Below are 23,365 nucleotides of genomic sequence, written 5' to 3'. Positions count from 1 at the left end.
CTTCAACAAAGCTCAACAGCGCAAGGCGGAACAATGAACTGGACAACGACTCCCATCGTGGCGTGCGCGGCGGTCACCACCGCCTTGGTCGCCCCGGCGGCGCTCGCGGCCGACACCGCCCGCTACACCCTGACGGTTGCAACCCCGGCCGGGCCGCTTGAACACGTCAACGTCGAGCTCACTGGCAGCGGCGGGTCGTTCCAGGCCACGACCGATTACGCGGGCAGAGTGTCATTAGACGTCCCGGTCGGCACGTACGCCTACCGCGCGACCTGGGGCGGGGAGGAGTACACTCAGTCTGGGATCGAGCTCACTGCAGATCTGGAATCGAGCCTGATGATCCCGGGGCCGGAGCGCACGGTCGACTACGCCTGGAGCTCAATCAACGTCGCGGCGGGAAGCCGTGCAACCGTGGTGCCGACGGTGACGGGCAATGAGAGCGGGGTCACCGTGGAGCGCATTGACGGCCCGGAGTGGGCCGAGGTGTTCACCGACGGCACCGTCGAGGCCATGCCCCCGGCGAACGAGCGACCGGGTGTGCACGACCTGATCGTGCGCACGTCGGCGGGGCAGGTCGAGACCATTCCAGTGCGCGTGACCGGACCGCAGGACCCGAAGGACGTGACGTACCCGGTGACGCAGGTACGGGTCGGGAGCAAGGTGCGGAGCGCGGCGCCGACGGTGACCATCTGGCACCAGGGGCGCGAGTTTTCCAGCCAACCGGTCCCGGGGGGAATGACGTTCCACACCGTCTCGGAGGGCGCGTGGGTGGACGCAAAGACTGGCCAGGTCACGCTAGACACCGCGGCGTCGGGCGCGAAGGCGGGCGATTCGGTCACGGTGCCGCTGGAAGTCGGCCTGCCCAGCGGCGCCACCGCTGAGGCCACGGCCGTCTTCCAGGTCAACGACCTGCCAACCGCGGAGCAGTTCCACCCCGGCTGGGAGACGCTCACCGCGGCGCCAGGGGAACGGGTGACGGTGGAGCAGACTGGTGACGCCGACGTTCCTGCGGACGCTCAGTTTGTGTGGCGCCGCGCGGACAACCCAGAGCTGAAGGGGTGGGCCATCTCCGTCGATCCAGCGACGGGCGCCGTCTCCGCCGCTCCGTCGGACACAGCCAAGGACGCAGACGTCAACGTGCGCGTGAGCTATGCGGACGGCTCGCAGTCGACGGCGCCGGTGCGCCTCCGGGTGGCACCGAAATCAGCGACCCAACAGCACACGCTGCGACCGGGGCAGGAGGAGGAAATCCTTGCTGGCGGGGGAACGGATGTGGTGATCGTCGATAGTGGCGGCGCCGACGTCGCCGTGGACGAACACGGAGCGGTGAAGGCTTCGGTGCCATCGGACGCTATGCGCGGTGCGGTGTACCCGGTCAAGCTGCGCGTCGACGGAAAGGAGACAACCGTCACCCTGACCGCGGACGCGCCGGACCAAAGCGAAGACTTCAGCAAGGCGTGGTGGATTCCGGTGGTGATGGTCGCGATGGCAGTCGCCGGAGCTGTGGGCAACTGGGCGTGGACCACCTTCTCTGGGGGTGCCCGGTGAACCTGAGGGGAGCGGGGGCCGCCGCGATTGCTGCGGCGATGATCGCGATTGGGACTACGAGCCCGGCGATTGCGGGCGTGGAGGACATGCCCTTTGGTGTCCACATGACGCCCAGCGCCGACGACGAGGGGTTCGCGGTGATGGACATCTCGAAGGGGCGCACTACGACGTTTACGTTCGAGCATCCCTATTCCGTGGCGGGGATTATGGCCGGAAGTTTCGACGTCGCGCTGCGCGCCGACGGCGGCAGCGTCCGTTATCTGCCGAGCGCGACGAAGGTGCACACATCGTCCAAAGACGGCGCAGATGTGGTCACCCTGACGCACGAAGACGCGTCCCAGGGCGTGAAGGTGGAACGGACGTTCACGGTGGGCAAGAAGTCCATGGCTGTCGACGTCACCCTGACCAACCTGCGCAACGAGGACCGCGAACTCAGCGTGGACATGAACTCGCGCATCACCGCCTACGACAAGGACCGGGCGAGCTTCCGGGACGGCGCGTTTATGATCGCCCCGCAGGACGGCGGCTACGAGACGACGCTGCGCTACAAGGACCCCACGTCGTCCGGCGTCGCGGCCGACAAGGACGCGACCACAGCCGAGGGCAAGGTCGGGCGCGTGGGCGCGGATGGCGCTGCGTTCCAGCGCGGACGCTGGGAGCGAGCGGTTCCCGCAGGGGACAAGCTGCATGCCAGCATGACCATGGACATCACCACGCAGGGATCCGCAGTAGATTCGGACCGCGACGGGCTTCCGGACGCGTGGGAGCGCCAGGGCTTCACCACCGCGAGCGGGGAGCAGTTCCCGTTACAGGCGTGGGGCGCGGACCCGCACCGGCCCGACCTGTACCTGCAGCTCAACTGGGCGAAGTCCGAATGGGAGACGTTGGGGTGCGACCGCGAGCAGCGCTTCGGCGTGAGCGCGGAGCAATTCGGCGAGTTCGCGGCGTGCAATGCGGCGAATGCGAACGTGTACAGGCCGTCGAGAAGCTCGCTCCTGGAGCTCGTCGACCTCTTTGATCGGCAGGGGATCAACCTGCACATTGATGCCGGCAGCCTTTTCAACAACATCCCCAACTACGGGGAGAGCCACGGCGGCGCGACCGAGGACTTTGAGCCGTACTACTTCAAGGACGCCGACCATCACTCCCGCTTGGCCGCTGACCGCGACCGGCTCCTCGGGCCGCGCGAGTCCGTCTTCCGCGTCGGCATCATCGGCGACCAACTAGCCAAAGACGATTACACCACCGGCATGGGCCTTGTGAGCGACTCCGTGTTTTACGTGGCGAAGCACGAGGGGCTGACGGGCCAGGACCAGGTGCGCAACACGATTTTGCACGAGTTCGGCCACAACCTGGGCCTGACCCACACCGGGTCCGCGCTGTCGGATACGCGCGTGGAGACAACTGACCTGCTGCGCCATTACGAGTCCGTGATGAACTACCTCTACCAGTTCGCCCGTTTTGACTACAGCGACACGGTGGCCAAGGGCAATGGCGACGACCCGCACTGCGGCGACTACACCTGCTACACCGGGGCCTACGAGGTGGCCCCGGACTGGGAGCACCTTGACCTGGGCGGCAAGTTCATCGGCAAGGTCAACGCCACCGCCGGCGCGGACGATTCCGTGGCCACCCACAACGACATGCTCGTGCGGGACCTGGAGATCGCGGCCGCCGAGCACAACGCGGGCCAGGCGGGCTTCAGGCTTATCGACGCCTCCACAAACTCCATCATCACCTCCCGGAACGACAACAGCGTCACTGCCCAGCTCCGGAACCTGGGATTGGACCTGGACGATTTCACCGTCGACGTCTCGTACCCCGGCGGGCACTACTCGGATACGATCCGCGTACCCGGCCAGCTGGCGGAGACGCCGTCGGTGACCTTCGACATCCCGATCACCGGGGTGCAGCACCTCAAGGGCGCAACGATGCCGCTCGACGTGGCGGTGCGCAACAAGGACGGCGAGGAGGTGTTCGCCGAGCACTACGACCTGTCGCTCCTGGACTACTCCGCGGACGAGGCGAAGCAGGTGCGTGAGGAAGTGCTTGCGGACCCGGATGCCCCGAAGACCCTGCGCGAGCTCGCAGAGGCAAAGCTGGGTGCGCCGATTGGGCCGACGGAGACGCCGTCTAACACTTCGGATCCCGCACGGGGGTCCAGCACCACCGACATTGTGATCGCGGTACTCGCGGCGCTCGGCGGCGTGATCGCGCTCATCGCGGGCGGCGCCTGGTCTGCGGGAATGCTTCCGTTTTAATGCCTGGTAGTGCCCGGTCCTGACCGTTTGTATTCTTTTGTTTCGCCCAATTTCCCTGGTTAGAATTGGTTATAACACCAATTTCGGTAGGGAGGCTCTCGTGGCATCGGCTGCAACTCAACCAGCAAAACCGCACCAAACGGCGGATTCGGGAACGGTGACGCGGGGAGGGGGTGACGAGGGGGCGTCGATGAGCAAGGGGAAGCTCATTTCGTTTTTCCTCGCGTTTATCGCGCTCATCGTGGTGCTGCTGATTCCCATTGACAGCATCGAGTGGCAGGGACAGATCGCGCTCGGAATGCTTGCGTTTGCCGTGATCATGTGGGTGACCGAGGCGGTGAGCTACCCGGTCAGTTCGGTGCTGATCATTGGGCTGATCGCCATGCTCGTGGGGCTGTCGCCCGATCCGGAAAATCCGGGCGAGATTTTCGGCACGGGCCCGGCGCTGAGCATTGCGCTCGGGGGCTTCTCGTCGGGCGCGGTGGCGCTGGTCGCGGCCGCGTTGGCGCTGGCCACGGCGATGCAGGCGACGGGGCTGCACCGGCGCATCGCGCTCAACGTGCTCAAAGTTGCGGGCGAGAAGACGTCGCACATTGTCGTCGGCGCGATCGTGATTTCTATCATCCTCGCGTTCTTCGTGCCGTCCGCAACCGCTCGCGCGGGCGCCGTGGTGCCGATCCTCCTGGGCATGGTGGCCGCGTTCGGCATGACGGTGGATTCGAAACTGTCGGCGCTGCTGGTAATTACTGCGGTGCAGGCGGTGTCGATCTGGAACGTCGGTATTAAGACTGCTGCGGCGCAGAACCTTGTGGCCATCGGTTTCATTGAGGACCAGATGGGTCAGACCGTGTCCTGGGGCAAGTGGTTCCTGTGGGCCGCGCCATGGGCGGTGCTGATGTCGATTGCGCTGTACTTCATCATGCTCGCAGTCATGAAACCCGAGGTGGATCGCATTGAGGGAGGGCGCGAACTGGTGCAGCAGCAGCTGGACGAGATGGGGCCGATGACTGGCGCAGAGAAGCGCCTGACTGCGATCGCCGTGGTCCTGCTTCTCTTCTGGGCGACCGAGGGGTTGCTGCACCCCATCAACTCGTCCACGATCACGCTCGTGGCGATCGGCGTGATGCTCTTGCCGGGCATCGGGGTGATGGACTTCAAGTACGCGCAGAACCACATCAACTGGGGCACGCTGATCGTGTTCGCGGTGGGCATCTCGCTCGGCTCGTTCCTCCTGAAAACGGGCGCGGCGACCTGGCTTTCGGAGCAGACGTTTGGCGCGCTGGGCATTTCCTCGATGCCGATCCTCGCCACGATCGCGATCGTGTCCCTGTTCAACATCATCATTCACCTGGGATTTGCGTCCGCGACGTCGCTCGCTTCCGCCCTGATCCCGGTGTTCATCGCGCTCGCTGCGACGCTCGACGTGCCGAATGGCGGCATCGGCTTCGTCATCATCCAGCAGTTTGTCATCTGCTTCGGGTTCTTGCTGCCCATCTCCGCCCCGCAGAACATGCTGGCCTACGGCACGGGCGCGTTCACCACGAAGCAGTTCCTCCGGGCGGGCATCCCGCTGACCATCGTGGCGTACTTGTTGATCTTGCTCCTTTCCGCGACGTACTGGAAGTGGATGGGGCTGGTGTAGCCGCCTAGTCGCCCTCTAACACAAGGCCCAGGTGCAGCGAGTTCAGCTCGTGCGCGCCGGGGCCTTGTTGCATGGTCGCAATTTCACGACCGGTTGCCTCGGTCACTGGAATGAGCCATCCGAGGTTCGGGTCGAGCAGCGGGTCTGCTTGCTTGTCCATCGGGACGAACGTCACGGGACGTTCGTTTTTTGCGACAAGTTGCACCGGACCGTTCGCCTCCTGAAGAGCGGGGAGCGCGGCGGGCGTTGTCGTGATGATCACCATCTTTTCGTCGGTGTCGGGGGACAGGTTCGCGGTGTGAACGTGCAGGTGCGTGACCTCGAATCGCTCAAATTCCTCCGGGTACTCCACGAGTGGCAGGGTGGGGTCGCCCGCGAACAGTGCGCGGATTCGCTCAAGAAATGCCATGGTGCGAGTCTAACCGGCCTCCGGGAGCGGAATGTTGGCGTCGTCAAAGCGCAGGTTGTCCGGGTTGTCCTCCCATTCATAGTCGGGAAATGGTGCATCCACCGGTGGTGTGAGCCCCATCCACCATTCCGGTTCCGGGTGGAACGGAAAGCGCATGTCAAACTGTTCTTCGAGCTGGTCCAGCGCGAATTCACACTCGATGATGTCCTGATCTTTCTCGTATTGGTCCATAATCGCGTGTCCGCGCGCATGAAACTCCGCGGCCCGTTCGCGCCTGCGCTTCACTTCGCTTATCGACGCCCTCCACCGCGGATCCTCAGCACCCAACTGAGCGGTCAGCAGCCCGGAAGGCTCCGAAACCTCAAATGTGCCGTCCTCGTACAGCCAGATCGCATCCCCGGTTGCGGGGTCGACGACGTAGAAGGCGCGTCGGTCGGTCTTGAGGTTATGGTGCTTCTGGCAGAGGCAGTGAAGGTTATCCACGCGTGTTTCCCCTCCCTCAGCGAACGGGATGCGGTGGTCCAACTGGCACTGCTCCGCGGGGTGGTTGCAGCCGGGGTAGATGCACGTGCCGTCGCGAGCCTCCACGAGCGCCCGCATGTCTGCCGTCGGCACGTAGCTGGGTGTCGTGTTTTCGCGAACGCCGTCCATGTCGGCGACGGAGGGCGGGGTCTGCGCGCACATCTCGTCGAACGCGATCGTGGCGTCAGGCTCGGTCCAGCCGAAGCCCGGGATGAACACTGGCTGCCCCGCCTCGCGCCCCTTCGGCGCGTATACCTGGATTCGCGCCTTCGCTGCCGGCGTGATCTCGCCGGTGAGCAGTTTCACCACGGTGTCGTGCGAAGACAGCTTGTGCTCCAACCCGCATTGCTGCACGAACGCGCGCACGGCGGCCAGTGTCGCGGTGTCCGTGGTCAGGTTCATCATGCCCTTTGTTATCCCACCGAAGTCCTCGAGGAAGAACTCGGCTCCGTGGTCCCGGCGGGCCTCGCGCTCCTTCCGCTTCTTCGGGTTGTACCCCAGAGCCGGATCGATGCGCCGGATGTGCGCCCGCAACTTTCGCGTGACGGCGGCAGGGTCGGGGAACGGCTGGCTCTGCCGGGTGGGCGTGAACTGTTCGACCAGGAAGTCGTCGATACCGGCGAGGATCTCCGCGTCGGCGTCGGGACCGAGCTCCTCCAGCTTCCGCCGGATCGCGGTCAGGTGGCCCAGCGTGAGCAGCTTTTGCTCGTTGTGCAGCGCACGCAGCCGCGGCAGATCCGTCAGCCGGTGATACGACAGCACTGCGGAGCGGATGACGGTGCGGGAGTACCCCGTGGCCTGAGCAAGCTTATCGACGACCACGTCGAAGTCTTCGATGTCCACGCCATCGTCGCTAAAGCGCGAGTACAGTGCGTGCTCCGATTCACGGAGGCTGCGGCCAAGGTGCGCATCGCTGTCGTGGGGTCTGTCTATTCGGAAGTAGGGGCGAGGTGGGGCTTGTTGAGCGTTCATGCCTTGCACTATAAACGTGGCCCCCAACACCGGTTCGAAGATTGGCGGCGAAAATAGAACAGGCGTACGAAAGAGTGCCGATGTGGTGCACAATTGCCGTTCGAACATAAGCGCAAAGAATGTCCGTGCGAACACAAACTGCTGCTCTGGAAGCGCGCTGATTTTCGCCGTGTCAGGACAAGGTCAACGCACAGAAAACCGTTACGCTGGCACTATGGAAGATGCCGAAAAGGGCCCTGAGATTGCGTCGCGACGCGTCGACTTCGTGTTGCCCTACGGCATCGGCGAACCGGAGTTTCCTCCGTCGGAAGACACGATGCCCAATCCCCTCGGTCGCAGGAACCGGCTGGGAAAGGCCGGTTGGACGCTCGTGCTCAAGCGGCTTTTTGCAGACTTTTCCACGGACGCCATGGTGGATCGAGGCGCCACGCTGACCTACTACACGGTGCTGTCCCTCGCGCCCATGCTGGTCTCGGCGTACGCCATCGCGACCTTGCTACTCGGGCGCGACCCGGGGACGGTCGATCAGCTCCTGGACGGGCTGGTTGAGGTGTACGTGCCGGAGGCCCTGCGCGGAGAGGCGATGGATCTGATGGAGACGATTGTGGGCACTCCGTCGCAAAGCACTGTGGCGCTAATCGTCTCGCTGCTGATCTCGCTGCTGTCTGCGTCGGCGTACGTGCGGAGTTTTTCGCGCAACGCCAACCTGGTCTATGGGCGCTCGGAAGGGCGAAACGTGGTGGTCACTTGGGTGACCATGTGGCTGATCACGCTGATGCTCGTCGTCGGTGGGCTGGCGATCCTGATCGGGACGCTGCTCACGGACGGCATCGTGCACAGCGTGCTTGGGCCGGTGGCGCGGCCGCTCGGTGTGGAGAATGTGCTGACCTACCTCACGGAGAAGTTCCTGCCGGTGTGGGTGTATGTGCGGACGCCCGTGATCGTGCTGATGGCGATGATCCTGCTGTCGCTGTTGTACTACTTCACGCCAAATGTGAGGCCGGGGCGGTTCAGGTTGCTGACGGTGGGGTCGTCGTTAGCCCTGTTCGTCGGCTTCTGGTTGTGGTGGGGGTTCGGGCTCTACATGTCCACGTTCGGCGTGCGATCCGCGTACGGGGCGTTCGGGACCGTGATCGCGGTGCTGGCGCTCGTGTGGGTAATGAACATCGTGCTGCTGGAGGGCGTGAAGATCGACGCCGAAATCCTCCGCGCGAAGGAGCTCCAGGTAGGGTACGACTCTGAGCGGCACATTCAGGCACGGCCACGCTCCAGCGAGGGCGCCCGGTGGCGCCTGCAGCTGGAGCGGTGGATCGCGCGGACAGCGCGCGAGGTAAAAAACGCGCGGAACTAGCGGCTCGCGCGCACGGCGGCGAACGCCTTGTGCAGGAGGGCCTGGCTGTCGGCACTCGGCGTGCGGAGGTGCCGCTTGAACGCCACACTCGCGGCGGACCCGTAGGCGCTGAGTAGCACGAGGACTTCGAAGGGGGCCAGCTGGGGTGCGCGCTCCTGTAGCGCGCTGACCACCGGGTCCAGGATGCGCTCGCGGTCGTCGTTCGGGCAGGCGGAGCCACGAATCAGCTCAAGCCGGTCCGAGGTGAGCAGCAGGGTCGACGCCGAGTGCAGCTTGACCCCGTCGCCGGTGAGTGCGTCGACGCAGATCTGCTCGAACGCCTCGGTGAGCCCGAGCTCGGGCGGGAGGCGGCGAATATCCTCGCCGATCTCCGCAAAGGTGCGTTCCACAAAGACCAGCAGGGCGGCGTCCAGGTCCGCGAAGTAGTTGTGGAACGTGCGCGGGGACACTTCCGCGGCGGCGACCCGGGCGACGGTGAGCTTCTCTGACCCCTGGTGCAGCAGGATGTGCGCCGCGGCGTCGGAAATCACCTCGCGGGTTGCCTGTTTCTTAGACTCGCGCAGGTTCATGGTGTTCCACCGTTTGCTGCAGGTGCTCGCCCTCAATGTCCAGGTTGGGCAACACCTTGTCCAGCCAGTTGGGCAGCTTCCACGCGCGATCATCCAGCAGGTACATGGTGGCCGGGATGATGGTCATGCGGACCACGAAGGCGTCGATAAGCACGCCCACAGCGAGCGCGAAGCCCATGGCCTTGATGAAGGGCTCGTCGATGAGCATGAAAGCGGCGAACACGGAAATCATGATCAGGGCGGCGGCGGTGACGACGCGCGCGCCGTGCTTGAAGCCGTTGGCGGTGGCGTTGCCGGCGGTCTTGCCGCGCGAGACGAAGCCCTCGCGCATGCGCGTGACCAGGAAGACCTGGTAGTCCATGGCCAGGCCGAAGGTGAGGCCGATGAGCATGATGGGCAGGAAGGACAGCAGCGGTTGTGGGTCGGAAATGATGCCGAACATGCCGTCCTGGAAGATCGCCACGGTGATGCCGAAGGTCGCGGCCATGGAGAGCGCGAAGCCGAGCGCGGCGATGAGCGGGACCCACAGGGAGCGGAACACGAGCATGAGCACGATGAACGCAAGCCCGATGACGATAGCGATGTAGGGGAGCAGCACGTCCTGGAGGCGCTGCGAGATGTCGTCGAAAATCGGGGTGACACCGGTGATGCCGAACTCGCCGCTGGTGCTGCCGGCGAATTCGGACTGGTAGTCGCGCAGCCGCTCGAGCGTCTCCGTGGTCGCCGGGTCGGTCGCGCCCGTGGTCGGAGTGATGAGGACCTGCGCGGCGTCCATGGTGTCGGTGGTCTGCACGATCTGCGCGTTCTCGACACCTTCGGTCTCGTTGAAGGCGGTCAGCGCATCCTGGAACGCGGCGGGGCGATCCTGCTCGGCGACGTTGGCCACGTCAACGAACGCAATCATGGGGGCGTTGCGGCCGGGGCCGAAGGCGTCCGAGGTCATCTCGTACGCCTCTCGGGCCGGGGTGCCTGGTGACGCCGTGCCGTCGGTCGGCATGGCCAACCGGAGACCCGCGGCGGGGATGGCCAGGATGCCCAGCAGGGCGACCGACGCCAGCAGCATGACCCACGGACGCTTGCGGATGATGCGGGCCCACTTCAGGCCCATCGTCGGCTTTTCGTCCTCCGGATCCGGCACCTTTGGCCCCGGGACGCGACCCGCAAAGACGCGGGTGCCCAAAAGGCCCAGCATCGCCGGCAGGAAGGTGGTGGACACCAGCACAGCGAGTGCGACCGTCGCGGCGGCGGCGTACGCCATGGTGGACAGGAACGGGATGCCGATGATGGACAGCGCGGCGAGCGCGATGAGCACGGTGAAGCCCGCGAACACCACGGAGCCGCCCGCCGTGCCCAGGGCCATGCCCATGGCGTGGGCGCGCGTGCCCTTGTCCATGGTGCGCAGCGCCTGCGCTAGTTCCTTCGGCGTGAGGTCGTTGAGGCCGGCACCGTTGATGAGCTCGTTGCGGAAGCGCGCCACGATGAACAGCGCGTAGTCGATGCCCACGGCCAGGCCGATCATGGAGGCCAGCATCGGCGTCATGTCCGAGATCGTGTCGGTAAACAGCGTTGCCAGCTGGACGCCGAGGAGCCCGACGCCCACGCCGATCACGGCGGAGAGCAGCGGCATGCCGGCGGCGACGAAGGAGCCGAACGTAATGAGCAGGACAACCGCTGCTACTGCCAGGCCGATCAGCTCGGAGGTCATGTTCATTTCCTGCGACTGGAACGCCATGCCGTTGTACTGCACGTTGAGCAGTTCGGAGCCGTCGTACTTGTCCAGAACGTCGGTGATCTCGCTGCGCTGCTCAGTCGAGATGTCCATGACCGCCTCGGCGTCAAAGGTGACGTCCACGGTGCCGGTCTTTTGGTCGGGGCTGACGGGGGAGAGCTGCGCGAGGTCCTTTTCAATCTGCTCCGGTGGGACGCCCTGTGCTGTCTTCGCCTCGGTCAGCTGCTGCTGCATCCCGCCTGCGGCGAGCACGGGGTTCACGATGGCGTCGGTATCGGCGAGTGCGTCGGAGGACTTCAGCTCACCGAGCATCTCGTCCACCTTTGCCATCACGTCTTGGTCGGCGAGGGTGCGGTCGCCCTCCGCCTGGATCACAACGGTGCCGGTGGGTGCGCTGGTGAGATCCGCGTCAGTGCCAAAGCGCTCGCTCATCTCCTCCTGCGTGATGGTGGAGTCCATGTCCGGCATGGAGAACGAGGGGTTGGGTGCCTTGGCAAAGTTGGAGGCGAGCACCCCGGCGCCGATGAGGACAACTATCCAAAAGGCCAGGAAGGGCCATACTTTTCGGTATGACCGGCTGCCCAGCTTGTATAGGAAATTCGACATGATGCACAGCATATGCAAATTTGCGCACGGTGTGCAAGGTAATACCTTGGGGCGACGCTACGAAAACGTTTAGGATGAAGCGCATGACTGTTGAGCCAGAAATCGACGCCCGCGACGTCGCTGTCATCTTCGAAGGCGGAGGCACCAGAAACTCGTACACGGCCCCGGTGGTGGAGAAGCTCATCGCGGAGCACGTGCAGTTCGGCTGGGTTGGCGGCATTTCCGCTGGTGCGAGCCACGCGCTCAACTTCGCCTCGCGCGACGCGTACCGGTCAGAGAAATCCTTCACCGACTTCGTGGGCAACCCCGAGTTCGGCGGCTGGCGCACCATGGTCCGCGGCAAGGGCCTGCTCAACGGCGAGTTCATCTACGAGGGCTACGCGGACCAACTGCCGTTCGACATGGAGACGTTCCTTCGCACGGAGGAAGAGGTGCACCTCGAGGCTGTCCGTGCGGACACGGGGGAGACTGTCACCTACAACCGCGAGGACATGCAGACCATCGAACAGATCAATATCGCAGCACGCACCTCGTCGACACTGCCGCTCGTGATGAAGATGCGCGAGGTCGACGGTGTGCCCTACGTCGACGGCGCGCTGGGGACCTCGGGCGGCATCCTCATCCAAGCGGCGAAGGACGCCGGCTACTCCCGCTTTCTCGTCGTGCTCACCCGCCCGCGCGACTACATCAAGCCGCCGGAGAAGCGGCAGCGCGCTTTACGACGCATCCTGCGCAAGACCCCCAACGTCGTCGACGCAATGGTCGCACGCCCCGGCATCTACAACGCGGCGCGCGCCGAGGTGAAACGCCTTGAGGCGGCGGGCGACGCGTACGTGTTCTACCCCGAGCACATGGGGGTGGAGTCGACCGAGCTGAACGTGGACAAGCTGAAGGCCAACTACGCAGCCGGCCAGGAGCAGCTGGCGCGCGAGTGGCCCGCGATGCGCGAGTTCCTCACCCAGCGGGATCGCTGATCCAGCCCTAAACTTTGGCGCATGATTGATGCGCAAGACGTGGCCCTGATTGTTGAAGGCGGCGGGATGCGCAACTCGTACACCGCACCCGCCATCGTTCGTCTCATCGAGCAGGTGAAGTTCGGCTGGGTCGGCGGCGTCTCCGCGGGCGCCGTACACGCGCTGAACTACGCGTCGGCGGACGTGCGCCGCGCCCGCGCCGCGTTTACCGAGCTAGCCTCGCACCCGCACTTCGGCGGTGTGCTCAAACTGGCGCGCGGCAAGGGGTACTTCAATTCCGAGTTCCTCTACGGGCAGGCGGAACAACTCCTTCCGTTCGACTTCGCCACCTTCGCCGCGTCCTCCACTCAGGTGCACGTGGAGGCGATGCGCGCGGATACCGGTGACACCGTCAGTTGGGGCAGGGACGACTTCTTGCGCGACCCGTCGCTCGTGGCAAGGGCGGCCCGCGCGTCGTCGACAGTGCCCAAAGTCATGCCCATTACGCTTATCGACGCCGCACCGTACGTCGACGGCGCCCTCGGCACCTCCGGAGGCCTGCTCATCGACGCCGCGCGCCGGGCCGGCTTCACGCGCTTCGTCGTCTTAGCCACCCGCCCCCGCGATTACTGGAAGAAACCGCTGGTCCAGCCCGCGGCCGTGCGGGGCATGTTCCGCCGCTACCCGGAGATCGGCAACGCGCTACACGTGCGCGCCGGGCGCTACAATGCCGCCAAGCGGGAGATTCTCGCCGCCGAGCGGGCAGGCGATGCGCTGGTCTTCTTCCCCGACAACATGCAGGCCGAGTCGATCGAGCGCCGCCCCAGCAAGCTGCATCGCAACTTCGCTGCCGGCCAGGCGCAGCTCGAACGCGAGTGGGAACGGTGGGTCGAGTTCCTCGCCGCTCCGGCGCCTAGTCTGCGATAAGCGGCTCGATCGTCAGCTCGGGGTGCTCCTTCTCCACGAAGGCCAGCTTCCATTTGTCGCCGAACAGGGCGATAATTTCGCCGTCCGTGCGCGTGAAGATCTCCACGCCACGCTGGCGGCCCAACTCGTCGGCGGACTCCGCGTCGGTGCGGCGCGCCACGGAGTAGGGAACCGGCTCGGTGACGGTCTCCACGTTGTACTCCACCTCCATGCGTGCCTGCATGACCTCGAACTGCATCGGGCCCACGGCCGCCATCACCGGGGCGGCGTCGCCGCGCAGGTCGTTGCGCAGAATCTGGACGACGCCCTCGGCGTCCAGCTGGTCGAGTGCCTTGCGGAACTGCTTGTACTTGCCCAGCGACTTCGCCCGGAGCGTGCGGAAGTGTTCGGGCGCGAACTGCGGCATCGGCGGGTACTGCACGTTCTTACCGGTGTAGATGGTGTCGCCCGGGGCCAGTGAGCCCGCATTCACAAGGCCGATGATGTCGCCCGGGTAGGCGGTCTCCACCGTGTCGCGGTTGCGGCCGAACACGGTCAGGGCGTATTTGGTGGAGAAGGTGCGGCCGGATTGGGCGTGCGTGACCTGCATGCCGCGGTCGAACTCGCCGGAGACCACGCGCATGAACGCCAGCGTGTCTCGGTGGTTGCGGTCCATGCCTGCCTGCACCTTGAAGACGATGCCGGAGAAGTCGCCGTCGAGGTCGCGCTCCTCCTTCGGGCGTGGGGCGGGCGCGATCGCGCACAGGGTGTCCAGGATCTGGTGGACGCCGAAGTTCAGCATCGCGGAGGCGAAGATGATCGGGGAGGTAATGCACTGCTCGAACAGCTCCTGGTTGTGCAGGGCGCCGTCCGCGGCGAGCAGCTCGACCTCTTCCACCGCGGTGTCCCACACCTCGCCCTCCTTGCCGGAGGCGTCGTCCGGGGCGTAGTGCTCCTCGGGCGCGATGGTGGAACCGCCGGCGGTGCGGATGAAGTGGACGTACTCGTCGGCCTCGCCGTCGTCGCTGATGTGGGCGAGGCCGCGGAAATCACCGGCTTCCCCGACCGGCCAGTAGAGGGGAGTGGGCTGCAGGTCGATTTCGTTCACGATCTCGTCGACAAGCTCGAGGGGCTCGCGGCCGATACGGTCCCACTTGTTCACCACGGTGACGATGGGCAAGCCGCGGGCCTTGCAGACGCGGAAGAGCTTCAGGGTTTGCGGCTCGAGGCCCTTGGCTGCGTCGATAAGCATGACTGCCGCATCGACGGCGGAGAGGACGCGGTAGGTGTCCTCGGAGAAGTCGGCGTGGCCCGGGGTATCCACCAGGTTGATCACGTAGGGCTCGCCCTCGTGACCCTCCGGCGCGTACTCGAACTGGAGCGCGGAGGAGGCGACCGAAATGCCGCGGTCCTTCTCCATATCCATCCAGTCGGACACGGTGGACTTGCGGTTGCCCTTACCGTGGACGGCGCCCGCTTCCGAGATGATGTGCGCGTGCAGCGCCAGCGCCTCGGTAAGCGTGGACTTACCGGCGTCGGGGTGGGCGATGACGGCGAAGGTGCGGCGGCGCTTGGCCTCGGAAGTGAGAGAACTCATGCCGCAGAGTGTAGCCGCCAAGGGTTGGTGCGGAGGAATCGATTGGGCCTATACTTCACCTTTGTGAAGCGCTTGCTTTTCTTGCGATCGCTCGGGCCAGCACGGCTGACCGCGATCGGGTTCCTGCTGCTCATTCTGAGCGGCACGGGGTTGCTCATGCTCCCCTTCGCGGAGGCAGGGACGGAACACGCCTCGTTCCTGGCTGCGCTCTTTACCGCGACGTCCGCGGTCTCCCTGACCGGCCTGGTCGTCGAGGACACCGGCACCTTCTGGAGCCCTGCCGGACAGGCCGTTATCCTGCTGCTCATCCAGCTCGGCGGGCTGGGAATCATGTCGCTTGCCTCGCTGTCCGGGCTGTTGCTCACCGGGCGGATCAGCTTGAAGGCGCGCAAGACCGGCGCCTACGAGGGGCGCCCCATCACTGCCGGAGGCATCCGCCGGACCCTCATCTTCACCTTTGGGTTCACGGCGATCGCCGAGGCCACCATCGCGGTGATCGTCGGCGCGCGGCTCATGGTGGGCTACGGGTACTCGTTCCGCCGCGCCGCCTGGGAGGGCGTCTTCCACGCCGTCTCCGCGTTTAACAACGCCGGGTTTAGCACCCACAGCGACAACCTCGTGTCCTTTGCGTCCGATGCCTGGATCCTCATGCCGCTAGCCGCCGCGCTGATCGGAGGCGGCCTCGGGTTCCCAGTGTGGGCGGAACTGGTGCGACTGGTGCGCCGGAGGTCCAACGCCGTCCACCGCATCTCTATTACCGCCCGCATGACGCTGGCTGCGACGGCGTTCCTGCTTGTCGCCGGCACCGTGTTCGTCGCGACGACGGAATGGACCGGCGTGCTTGCACCCATGCCGGTGGGGGTGAAGCTGCTCAATGCCTTCTTTGCCAGCGCGTCGCCGAGGACTGCGGGCTTTAACGCCTTTGATTATGGGCAGGCGCACCCGATCACGCTGATGGGCACCGACGTCCTCATGTTTCTCGGCGGAGGCTCGGCTGGCACAGCGGGCGGCATCAAGGTGACCACCGCGTGCGTGCTGCTGGCGGCGATGGCGGCCGAGTTCACCGGTCGCGAAAAAACGACGATCGGGCATCGGAGCTTGCCGCACTCGGTGACCAGGCAGGCGCTCGCGCTGAGCTTCGCGGGCGTCATGGTGGTCACTCTTGGCGTGGCGGCCCTGCGTGTCTTCGACCCGCAGTTCACCGGTGACCAGGTGTCCTTCGAGGTCATCTCCGCATTTGCAACGTCGGGGCTTTCCACCGGCATCACGGCGGGGTTGTCGTCGGCGTCGCAAATCGTGCTCTGCTTCATCATGTATCTGGGCCGCGTAGGCCCGACCACCCTGGTGGCGGCGCTGTCGGCGAAGATGCTCGATAGGCGCTTTAGCTACCCCGAAGAAAGGCCGTTCATTGGCTAAGTTATTTTCCCGCGCGACGATTGACATTCCGCCCGTCGTAGTCATCGGGCTCGGCAGATTCGGCACCGCCTTGGCCAGCGAACTCATGGCGAACGGGGTGGAGGTGCTCGGCGTGGACTCCAGCGAGAAGATTGTCCGCGAGCGGGCGCCGTACCTGACCGAGGCGCTCGCCGCGGACACCACGGACCCGGAGGCGATGCGGCAGCTGGGGATCGAGGATGTCGAGCGCGTTGTCGTCTCCATCGGCTCCCACTTGGAGGACTCGATCCTGACCACGTCCAACCTCGTCGAGCTGGGGGTGCAGGACATCTGGGCGAAGGCGGACTCGGAGGCGCACGCGCGCATCCTGCACCAGATCGGGGCCAATCACGTGATTCGCCCGGAGCGCGACACGGGCAGGCGCGTGGCCCACCTGTTGGGTGGGCACTTCCAGGACTTCGCGGAGATCTCCACCAACTACGGCGTGACAAAGATGGCGGCGCCCGCGTGCGTGACGGGGCGCCCGCTCGACTTGGGTGAGGTGTGGAGGAACCAACATGTTCAGCTCGTCTCGGTGAAGCGGGATGAGGGGTGGGCACCGCTTGCCGACGGCACCCAGCTCACGCCGTCGGACCGCATCGTGGCGGCGGGAAGCCCGCGTGACCTGGAGCAATTCTCGCAGCGCTGATTCGGCTGACAATGTTGCGGGGGCGGCGTAGAGTGGGGAGTCGAAATTGTAGACGAATCAACAAAAGGGTTGCATCTATGAAGATCGGAATTTTCCTCGGCTCTATCCGCAAGGGACGCGCCGGCGAGGCCGTCGCCCGCTGGGTCTCGGACGCAGCTGAGAAGCGCGACGGCTTCGAGTACGAGCGGCTTGACCTGTCCGAGTTCAACGTCCCGCTGCTCGACGCGGAGATGGTGCCGGGCGCCGCAAACAAGCAGTACGAGGACGAGGCCACCACCGCGTGGTCCAAGGCGGTCGACGCCTGCGACGCCTTCATCTTTGTCACCCCGGAGTACAACCACTCCGTGCCGGGCGCGATGAAGAACGCCTTCGACGTGCTTGGCGCCGAGTGGGCCGGGAAGCCCGTCGCGTTCGTGTCCTACGGCGCTGATAACGGCCTTCGCGCGGTGGAGCACTGGCGCCAGATCGTGGCGAACTTCTCCATGTTCGGTGTCCGCAACCAGGTCGCGCTCTCCCTGTTCGAGGACTTCGCCGACGGCGCCTTCGCGCCCCGCGAGCAGAAGAACCAGTCCCTGGAGAACGTGCTCAACGACCTCGAGCAGGCGCTGTCCTAATCTAGCGCCCGTGGATCTCGTTCTGCGCCGCGGCGAGCCCGCGGGCGCAGACGAGGCGCGCAGCTTCTGCGGCCATCTCGATCGCCTCGTCCCCGGAGAGCGGCCCGAGCACCCAGTCCGGCACGGGCGTCCCCTTCGGCGGGCGGCCAATGCCGACGCGGACGCGCACGTAGTCGCGGGTGCCCAGGTGCTCCGTGATGGACCTGAGCCCGTTGTGCCCATTCTCGTTGCCGCCCAGCTTCACGCGCACTTTCCCCGCCGGGAGGTCCAGCTCGTCGTGGATCACGACGATCCGCTCCGGCCGCACGCCGAACGCTGAGACGGACTCGCCCGACAGGTTCATGAAGGTGGTGGGCTTGGCAAACGTGACGTCGTCAATGTGCTGCACGAGTGCGCGGCACTTCGGCGCGGGGCGCAAATCTTTGGCACACTGGTCTACGGCCAGGAAACCGGCGTTGTGCTTCGTGGTCTCATATTCGGGGCCGGGGTTTCCCAGCCCCACCACGAGCCACTCGGTGTGGGGGCTGGCCGGTGGCTGGGATGTCAGTCGCTTCAGAAAATCGAACACGGGGACAAGCATAACCATGGACCTACCACGCATCGTCGCCGCACCGATGGCGGGCGGACCAACCACGCCGGCGCTGGTCAACGCGGTCAGCTTCGGCTTTCTCGCGCTCGGCACCTGCACCGTCGAGCAGGCTCGCACGTGGCTCGGCCAGTGCACACCGCCGTTTGGCGTGAACCTCTTCGTACCGCAGGTCGAGCCTTCGCTTATCGACGTCGAACTCATCGCCTCCGAACTCGGCACCGACGTCCCGAACGTGGATGTCACCGGGGGCTTTGAAGAAAAGTTCGAGCTCGTCCTGGAGGCCGCGCCACCCATTGTGAGCAGCACCTTCGGGCCGCTGGACCCGGAGCACGTGGAGCGGTTGCACTCCGTCGGTTCGGAGGCGTGGGTGACCGTGACCCGCATCGAGGATGCGTGGGAAGCGATGGGCGAGTCATGGAACGCCGACGGCGTCATCGTGCAGGGCCCAGAGGCGGGCGGGCACCGCAGCACCTGGTCGCCGCTGGAGGTTCCGGACACCCGCTACCTGGACACCATCGTCGAAGAGGTGGCGGACTTCGGTGCGCCGTTCATCGCCGCGGGCGGGGTGCGGGGCCCGGAGGATGTGGCACGGCTGCGGGATCTGGGCGCGTCGACCATTGCGTGCGGCACCGCCTTCCTCATGGCCGATGAAGCCGGTACCAGCCAGCGTAACCGCGAGCTGCTGCGCACCGACCGGAGAACCGTGGTGAGCAAGGCGTTTTCCGGCCGGTGGGCGCGCGGCCTGGAAAACGAGATGACCAAGCGCTACCGCGACATGCCGCCGATCTACCCGTACCTGCGCCCGATGACGAAGGATCAGGATTACTGCCTGGTGGGCAAGGACCGCGGGGAGCTGATGGAGGCGCCGGCGAAGGAGATCGAGCGCTACCTGCTGGGCGAACGTTAGTCGCTCAGCGCTAGCTCGAACACGAGGCCGCTGCAGGTGATCCGCGCGGCGCGGGTGCCTTCCCACTCGGGCGCGAAGCCGACGTCCCTGAGCGCGTCGACGACCTCCTGGCCGACGGCGTCGTCTGCGTCGGTGTTCGGCGAATCCAGCGAGGCGAACCCGAAATAGAGCTTGCCGGTGTGGATGAGGTCGTCCACGTCCTGCGTGGTGCAGTAGGCGTAGCCGCGGCGGCCTTCGCGTGTGGCCCGATCCGCGCCCTCGTCCGCGGCTTCGGCCTTGGTCCAGCCCTCGTCGAAGGAGAAGGAGAGACCGCGGTCGGCGAGCGCGTCCCTGAAGGCCTCGAGTTTGGTGGCGTCCTCGGAGGGGGAGGGGATGCAGCGGGCATATTCGGCGCGGATGTCGTCGAGAAGCGAAAGGGCGTCGACGTTTTCCTCGTCCTCGTAATGCGCGGTGATTTCGGCGGCGCTCCAGCCGTGGCAGAGCATCATCGCGATGTCGCTCTCGTCCGACTCTGGTTCGTAGAGGTACTCGGAGGGCGGGAACGCGCTGGTGAGCATGGCGTGCTGCCGCCGCAGGATGCGGGTGGTGTTCTCGATCGCGCCGAGTCCGTCGATCTCCACGCGCACCGTGTCGCCGTCGGCGAGGTAGCGCTTGGGGTCGCGCGCGTGGCCCACGCCCGCCGGAGTGCCGGTGGCGATCACGTCACCAGGGTTGAGCGGGTAGAGGTGGGAGATGAACTCGATGAGCTTGGCGGGGGAGAAGACGAGATCGTCGGTGGGGGCCTGCTGCATCACCTCGCCGTTGACGGCGGTGGTCAGGGTGGGGCCGGGCTGCCACTCGGTGTCCAGCCACGGTCCGAACCCGGCGGTCTTTTCTAATGATTTTCCCTGGTGCCACTGCTTGGTGCGCTTCTGGATGTGGCGCTGGGTGTAGTCATTGATCACCGCGTAGCCGGCGATGTGTGCGTGCGCATCCGCTTCCCGCACGTGGCGGGCGTACTTTCCTACCACGACGGCGAGCTCGCCCTCGAAGTCGAGCGTGTCCGCGTTGAATTCGGGGATCTCCGCGTCGTCGTAAGGTCCGATGAGGGCCTCGGGGAACTTGATAAAGAGGGTGGGGACGTCGGGGCGATCGTGCCCCATCTCCTCGATGTGCTTGGCGTAGTTGAGCCCGACGCAGATGATCTTGCTTGGGCTCGGAATCACGGGTGCAAGCTGGTCGTGGGAAAACGAGACGCGTTCGCCCTCCTGCCAGGAATCCGACTGGAGGAGCGCGCCGACGTCCGGGAAACCTGGGTAGGTGATCGCGGTGGTGTCGGACTCGAGGCGGGCGGCGACGGTCAGGTCATGGCCGGGGACTCTCAGGGTGACTAAGCGCATGCCACAAACTTATACGGATTGGCGCCACAAATCTGCCGCATCGGCCGCGGCGATGGAGATCTCGACCTGCTCCCGGGAAGAAAACGGCTTGAGCACGTAGTCCGCCGGGGCCATGCGGCCTGGCGGGCGACCAATGCCGAGCGCCAGCTTGTGGTAGGGCTTGCCGCCCAGGGATTTGGTGACGGACTTCAGCCCGTTGTGCCCGTGGTCCCCGCCACCGGTGCGGAGCTTGACCTGGCCGAGCTCGAGATCCAGCTCGTCATAGGCGACGTAAAGGTTGGACGGGGATACGCGGAAGTAGTCCGCGAGCGCCTTGATCGGCCCGCCCGAGACGTTCATGAAGGCCCGGGTGCGCGCCAGGATGACCTGGCGGTCGGGCAGGAGGCGGCCGACGGCAAGCTCGGCGACCTCGGTGTTCGTGCGTTTGTGCACGGCGAGTTGGGCCGGCATCGGTGTGGCGCGGGAGCAGAGCTCGTCGATAAGCGCGATGCCCGCGTTGTGGCGCGTGCCGGCGTAGTTGGGGCCGGGATTTCCCAGCCCCACAACGAGAAGGGGCGAATCAGAAGTAGACACGGCCCCTCAGCATATCGTGTTTACTCCTCAGAGTCGCCAGACTCAGCCTCGTCCTCGGTGGACTCAGCGCCAGCCTCGGCGCCGCCCTCCTCGGCCTCAGCAGCGGCTTCCTCGAGCTCCTCGTCAACCTGCTCGTAGGTGACGTTGACCAGCAGGTCCTCCGGGTCGGACAGCAGAGTAGCGCCCGCCGGCAGGGTGACGTCGCCAGCGGTGATCTGGTCGCCGATCTCCTTGCCCTCGACGGACACCTCGAGCTCGTCCGGGATGCTCAGGGCGTCGATCTCGATCTCGATGACGTCGTTCTCCACCAGGACGACGGCGTCCGGGTGAGCCTCGCCGGTGGTGATGACCGGGACCTCGACGTTGACCTTCTCGCCGCGCTTGATGCCAAGCACGTCGATGTGGTCGATGTCCATGGAGATGACGTTCTGGTCGATGTGCTTGACCATGCAGAGCAGCTTCTCGCCGTCGAGGTCGAGCTCGAGAATAGCGTTCACGCCCTCGTTACGGATGATCGCGGAGATCTCGATGCGGTCCACGGAGAAGTGAACGTTGTCGATGCCGGACTCGTAGAGGACGCCCGGGATACGACCCTCGCGACGCAGGCGGCGGGCAGCGCCCTTGCCAAACTCTTCGCGCTTTTCAACCTTGATGACGGTCGGGGTAACAGCCATGATGTGACTCCTTTATAGTTTCGGGCCACAGGAAAAACCTGCGACCACTGAACGGAACAGGTGCTCGTCGAGTGATCGCAGGCTTGCTCATCACTGCTCACTCGAGCATGAGAAAAAGTCTGGATACATATCGCGCCGATAACGGCTATACAGCCCTCGCCGAGACGTGGAAAGTGTAACCCACCAGCGACATCAATCCAAACTCTTGGAGGAGCGGATCGCCGGGCGCGAGCAGACGAGGTACGCCACCGTTTCCGCCTCGAGCTCCTTTATTTCGGTGTGCAGGTACAGGCGCTCGCGCTGCTCGGGGGTCCAGTGCTGGGGCTGAGCAGCGTCGTCGTGCATCGGCCCGAGGTGGCCAGGCTGTACAGTTCTGCAAGGACGGCGTCGACGGTGCCGAGGTTGAACTCCAGGCCCGCGAGCGTACGGAGCGAGGTGAACGTCTATTCCAATATCTGGTGAAGGACGCGCAGGCAGGCGTCTGTCTCGTGTTCGTTCGTGACTGTGATGCGCACGCCCTCTGGAAACGCGCGCACAAGCACGCCGTGCGCGGCCATGCGCTCGGCGAAATCCTGTGGGGCACCCGGAATCCAGACGAAGTTGGTCTGCGACTCCGGCGTGCCGAAGCGCGACAGCGCCTCGACCAGCCTGGTCCGCTGAGCACACGTCTCGTCCACACGAGCCTGCAGCTCCGCGCCCGCGTTCAGGCAGGCGACGGCCCCCGCCTGCGCGACGGAGCTGACAGAAAATGGCACTGCCACCTTGTTCAGGGCCTCGATGATGCTGGGGGCGCCGAAGGCGTAGCCCACGCGCACGCCGGCCAGGCCGTACGCCTTGGAGAACGTGCGCAGGCCCACCACGTTGGGGTACTTCGTGATTTCCTCGGTGGCCACCGGGGTGTCGGCGGCGCGGTTGTATTCAAAGTAGGCCTCGTCCAGCGCGACCGTCACGCGCGGCGGAACCGCGGCCATGAATGACTCCCACTCCGCGGTCGTGATGGTGGTGCCGCTCGGGTTGTTCGGATTGCACACGAAAATGAGGCGGGTGGCGTCGGTGATCGCCCCGGCCATCGCGGCGAGGTCGACGCGGTGCTGCGCGTCCAGCGGAATCGGGCGCGGCGTCGCCCCCGCGATCTGCGCGAAGATGGGGTAGGCCTCGAACGAGCGCCAGGGGAAGATCACCTCGTCGCCGGGCTGCGCGGTGGCAGTGACCAGCTGCTGGCATAGCGCCGAGGAGCCGGTGCCCACAGCGACCTGGTCAACGTCGACGCCAAGGTGCGCGGCCAGGGCTTCGCGCAGCTCCACCGCGCCCATGTCGGGGTAGCGGTTCGTGCCGTCCAGCGCTTTCGTCATCGCCTCCACCACGGTGGGCAGCGGTCCTTCCGCGGACTCGTTGGAGGAGAGCTTGACAGTGCCGGGCGCGAGTTCGCGCGCGCCGGGGACGTATGCGGGAAGGGATGAGAGGTCGTGGCGGATCATGCC

The 23,365-nt window shown here is 65.5% G+C and carries 21 protein-coding genes and 1 pseudogene; 10 read left to right on the top strand and 12 right to left on the bottom strand.

Annotated elements, in window-relative coordinates; translation table 11 throughout:
* The first annotated feature begins 33 nt into the window (after positions 1–33).
* From CKJ82_RS07965 to CKJ82_RS07955, 3 genes are all read left to right on the top strand, one after another.
* Entirely contained in the window at positions 34–1,548 is a 1,515-nt protein-coding gene (locus CKJ82_RS07965; RefSeq protein WP_095537697.1) for a YPDG domain-containing protein, read from the top strand.
* Positions 1,545–3,809, top strand: a complete 2,265-nt coding sequence (locus tag CKJ82_RS07960) for a zinc metalloprotease (protein WP_133064049.1) — start codon at positions 1,545–1,547, stop codon at positions 3,807–3,809. The genes CKJ82_RS07965 and CKJ82_RS07960 overlap by 4 nt, the downstream gene beginning before the upstream one ends.
* Before the next feature lie 190 nt (positions 3,810–3,999).
* Entirely contained in the window at positions 4,000–5,451 is a 1,452-nt protein-coding gene (locus tag CKJ82_RS07955) for an SLC13 family permease (protein ID WP_095537695.1), read from the top strand.
* 4 nt (positions 5,452–5,455) lie between these two features.
* On the opposite strand, the gene CKJ82_RS07950 is transcribed toward CKJ82_RS07955, so the two are convergent.
* Both CKJ82_RS07950 and CKJ82_RS07945 read right to left on the bottom strand, forming a co-directional pair.
* On the bottom strand, positions 5,456–5,860 hold the full coding sequence (locus tag CKJ82_RS07950) for a hypothetical protein (RefSeq protein ID WP_095537694.1): 405 nt from the start codon (positions 5,858–5,860) through the stop codon (positions 5,456–5,458).
* A 9-nt stretch (positions 5,861–5,869) separates the two neighbouring features.
* Positions 5,870–7,354 (bottom strand): HNH endonuclease signature motif containing protein, encoded by a 1,485-nt coding sequence (locus CKJ82_RS07945; protein WP_133064048.1) that lies wholly within the window; start codon positions 7,352–7,354, stop codon positions 5,870–5,872.
* A 214-nt stretch (positions 7,355–7,568) separates the two neighbouring features.
* Here CKJ82_RS07945 and CKJ82_RS07940 point away from each other — a divergent pair, with 214 nt between their 5' ends.
* Positions 7,569–8,705 (top strand): YihY/virulence factor BrkB family protein, encoded by a 1,137-nt coding sequence (locus tag CKJ82_RS07940; RefSeq protein ID WP_095537692.1) that lies wholly within the window; start codon positions 7,569–7,571, stop codon positions 8,703–8,705.
* Here the strand turns inward: CKJ82_RS07940 and CKJ82_RS07935 are convergent.
* Entirely contained in the window at positions 8,702–9,274 is a 573-nt protein-coding gene (locus CKJ82_RS07935) for a TetR/AcrR family transcriptional regulator (RefSeq protein ID WP_095537691.1), read from the bottom strand. The two genes, CKJ82_RS07940 and CKJ82_RS07935, sit on opposite strands and share 4 nt — an antisense overlap.
* Positions 9,255–11,609, bottom strand: a complete 2,355-nt coding sequence (locus CKJ82_RS07930) for an MMPL family transporter (RefSeq protein WP_095537760.1) — start codon at positions 11,607–11,609, stop codon at positions 9,255–9,257. Before CKJ82_RS07930 ends, CKJ82_RS07935 begins: the two co-directional genes overlap by 20 nt.
* 83 nt (positions 11,610–11,692) lie before the next feature.
* Between CKJ82_RS07930 and CKJ82_RS07925 the strand changes: the two genes are divergently transcribed.
* Both CKJ82_RS07925 and CKJ82_RS07920 read left to right on the top strand, forming a co-directional pair.
* Positions 11,693–12,583, top strand: a complete 891-nt coding sequence (locus tag CKJ82_RS07925) for a patatin-like phospholipase family protein (protein WP_095537759.1) — start codon at positions 11,693–11,695, stop codon at positions 12,581–12,583.
* 21 nt (positions 12,584–12,604) lie between these two features.
* Positions 12,605–13,489 carry a patatin-like phospholipase family protein gene (locus tag CKJ82_RS07920; RefSeq protein WP_095276902.1) on the top strand — a complete coding sequence of 295 codons (885 nt, stop codon included), beginning with the start codon at positions 12,605–12,607 and terminating at the stop codon, positions 13,487–13,489.
* Here CKJ82_RS07920 and CKJ82_RS07915 read toward each other — a convergent pair.
* Positions 13,476–15,065, bottom strand: a complete 1,590-nt coding sequence (locus tag CKJ82_RS07915) for a peptide chain release factor 3 (protein ID WP_095537690.1) — start codon at positions 15,063–15,065, stop codon at positions 13,476–13,478. The two genes, CKJ82_RS07920 and CKJ82_RS07915, sit on opposite strands and share 14 nt — an antisense overlap.
* A 63-nt stretch (positions 15,066–15,128) precedes the next feature.
* Between CKJ82_RS07915 and CKJ82_RS07910 the strand changes: the two genes are divergently transcribed.
* The 3 genes from CKJ82_RS07910 (at position 15,129) to CKJ82_RS07900 (ending at position 17,762) form a co-directional block, all read left to right on the top strand.
* Positions 15,129–16,481 carry a TrkH family potassium uptake protein gene (locus CKJ82_RS07910; protein ID WP_095537758.1) on the top strand — a complete coding sequence of 451 codons (1,353 nt, stop codon included), beginning with the start codon at positions 15,129–15,131 and terminating at the stop codon, positions 16,479–16,481.
* Positions 16,474–17,148, top strand: a complete 675-nt coding sequence (locus CKJ82_RS07905) for a potassium channel family protein (RefSeq protein WP_095537689.1) — start codon at positions 16,474–16,476, stop codon at positions 17,146–17,148. Before CKJ82_RS07910 ends, CKJ82_RS07905 begins: the two co-directional genes overlap by 8 nt.
* A 77-nt stretch (positions 17,149–17,225) precedes the next feature.
* Positions 17,226–17,762 (top strand): NADPH-dependent FMN reductase, encoded by a 537-nt coding sequence (locus CKJ82_RS07900; RefSeq protein WP_095537688.1) that lies wholly within the window; start codon positions 17,226–17,228, stop codon positions 17,760–17,762.
* 1 nt (position 17,763) lies between these two features.
* Here CKJ82_RS07900 and pth (CKJ82_RS07895) read toward each other — a convergent pair whose 3' ends face one another.
* A complete protein-coding gene (gene pth, locus CKJ82_RS07895; RefSeq protein WP_095537757.1) occupies positions 17,764–18,342 on the bottom strand; it encodes an aminoacyl-tRNA hydrolase in 579 nt (192 codons plus the stop codon).
* Between the two features lie 4 nt (positions 18,343–18,346).
* Here pth (CKJ82_RS07895) and CKJ82_RS07890 point away from each other — a divergent pair, with 4 nt between their 5' ends.
* A complete protein-coding gene (locus CKJ82_RS07890; RefSeq protein WP_095535696.1) occupies positions 18,347–19,258 on the top strand; it encodes a nitronate monooxygenase in 912 nt (303 codons plus the stop codon).
* Here the strand turns inward: CKJ82_RS07890 and CKJ82_RS12165 are convergent.
* The 6 genes and pseudogenes from CKJ82_RS12165 to hisC form a co-directional block, all read right to left on the bottom strand.
* A complete protein-coding gene (locus CKJ82_RS12165; protein WP_420838561.1) occupies positions 19,255–19,743 on the bottom strand; it encodes a DUF6891 domain-containing protein in 489 nt (162 codons plus the stop codon). The genes CKJ82_RS07890 and CKJ82_RS12165 overlap by 4 nt on opposite strands.
* 96 nt (positions 19,744–19,839) lie before the next feature.
* Positions 19,840–20,637, bottom strand: a pseudogene (locus CKJ82_RS12050) (fumarylacetoacetate hydrolase family protein); the annotation flags it as partial.
* Between the two features lie 9 nt (positions 20,638–20,646).
* Positions 20,647–21,210 (bottom strand): aminoacyl-tRNA hydrolase, encoded by a 564-nt coding sequence (gene pth, locus CKJ82_RS07880; protein ID WP_095537686.1) that lies wholly within the window; start codon positions 21,208–21,210, stop codon positions 20,647–20,649.
* A 20-nt stretch (positions 21,211–21,230) separates the two neighbouring features.
* The gene (locus CKJ82_RS07875; protein ID WP_095276890.1) at positions 21,231–21,884 is read right to left on the bottom strand and encodes a 50S ribosomal protein L25/general stress protein Ctc; all 654 of its coding nucleotides are present in this window, start codon (positions 21,882–21,884) and stop codon (positions 21,231–21,233) included.
* Between the two features lie 192 nt (positions 21,885–22,076).
* The gene (locus CKJ82_RS11835; RefSeq protein WP_158221708.1) at positions 22,077–22,229 is read right to left on the bottom strand and encodes a hypothetical protein; all 153 of its coding nucleotides are present in this window, start codon (positions 22,227–22,229) and stop codon (positions 22,077–22,079) included.
* 98 nt (positions 22,230–22,327) lie between these two features.
* Complete coding sequence (gene hisC, locus CKJ82_RS07870) at positions 22,328–23,362, bottom strand: histidinol-phosphate transaminase (protein WP_095537685.1); 1,035 nt, start codon at positions 23,360–23,362, stop codon at positions 22,328–22,330.
* Between the last annotated feature and the right edge of the window lie 3 nt (positions 23,363–23,365).

Source organism: Corynebacterium gottingense, assembly GCF_002285125.1.
Taxonomy (GTDB): domain Bacteria; phylum Actinomycetota; class Actinomycetes; order Mycobacteriales; family Mycobacteriaceae; genus Corynebacterium; species Corynebacterium gottingense.
Note: the sequence above shows the minus strand (reverse complement) of the source record. Positions and strands in the feature narration are given on the sequence as shown.

Bases quoted from the DNA above. Each gene is read 5' to 3' on its own strand.
- CKJ82_RS07915 (WP_095537690.1), bottom strand. From the start codon at position 15,065: ATGAGTTCTCTCACTTCCGAGGCCAAGCGCCGCCGCACCTTCGCCGTC.
- CKJ82_RS07945 (WP_133064048.1), bottom strand. From the start codon at position 7,354: ATGAACGCTCAACAAGCCCCACCTCGCCCCTACTTCCGAATAGACAGA.
- hisC (WP_095537685.1), bottom strand. From the start codon at position 23,362: ATGATCCGCCACGACCTCTCATCCCTTCCCGCATACGTCCCCGGCGCG.
- CKJ82_RS07900 (WP_095537688.1), top strand. From the start codon at position 17,226: ATGAAGATCGGAATTTTCCTCGGCTCTATCCGCAAGGGACGCGCCGGC.
- CKJ82_RS07935 (WP_095537691.1), bottom strand. From the start codon at position 9,274: ATGAACCTGCGCGAGTCTAAGAAACAGGCAACCCGCGAGGTGATTTCC.
- CKJ82_RS07950 (WP_095537694.1), bottom strand. From the start codon at position 5,860: ATGGCATTTCTTGAGCGAATCCGCGCACTGTTCGCGGGCGACCCCACC.
- CKJ82_RS07965 (WP_095537697.1), top strand. From the start codon at position 34: ATGAACTGGACAACGACTCCCATCGTGGCGTGCGCGGCGGTCACCACC.
- CKJ82_RS12165 (WP_420838561.1), bottom strand. From the start codon at position 19,743: ATGCTCTGCCACGGCTGGAGCGCCGCCGAAATCACCGCGCATTACGAG.
- CKJ82_RS07955 (WP_095537695.1), top strand. From the start codon at position 4,000: ATGAGCAAGGGGAAGCTCATTTCGTTTTTCCTCGCGTTTATCGCGCTC.
- CKJ82_RS07890 (WP_095535696.1), top strand. From the start codon at position 18,347: ATGGACCTACCACGCATCGTCGCCGCACCGATGGCGGGCGGACCAACC.
- pth (WP_095537757.1), bottom strand. From the start codon at position 18,342: ATGCTTGTCCCCGTGTTCGATTTTCTGAAGCGACTGACATCCCAGCCA.
- CKJ82_RS07875 (WP_095276890.1), bottom strand. From the start codon at position 21,884: ATGGCTGTTACCCCGACCGTCATCAAGGTTGAAAAGCGCGAAGAGTTT.
- CKJ82_RS07940 (WP_095537692.1), top strand. From the start codon at position 7,569: ATGGAAGATGCCGAAAAGGGCCCTGAGATTGCGTCGCGACGCGTCGAC.
- CKJ82_RS07920 (WP_095276902.1), top strand. From the start codon at position 12,605: ATGATTGATGCGCAAGACGTGGCCCTGATTGTTGAAGGCGGCGGGATG.
- CKJ82_RS07925 (WP_095537759.1), top strand. From the start codon at position 11,693: ATGACTGTTGAGCCAGAAATCGACGCCCGCGACGTCGCTGTCATCTTC.
- CKJ82_RS11835 (WP_158221708.1), bottom strand. From the start codon at position 22,229: ATGCACGACGACGCTGCTCAGCCCCAGCACTGGACCCCCGAGCAGCGC.
- CKJ82_RS07930 (WP_095537760.1), bottom strand. From the start codon at position 11,609: ATGTCGAATTTCCTATACAAGCTGGGCAGCCGGTCATACCGAAAAGTA.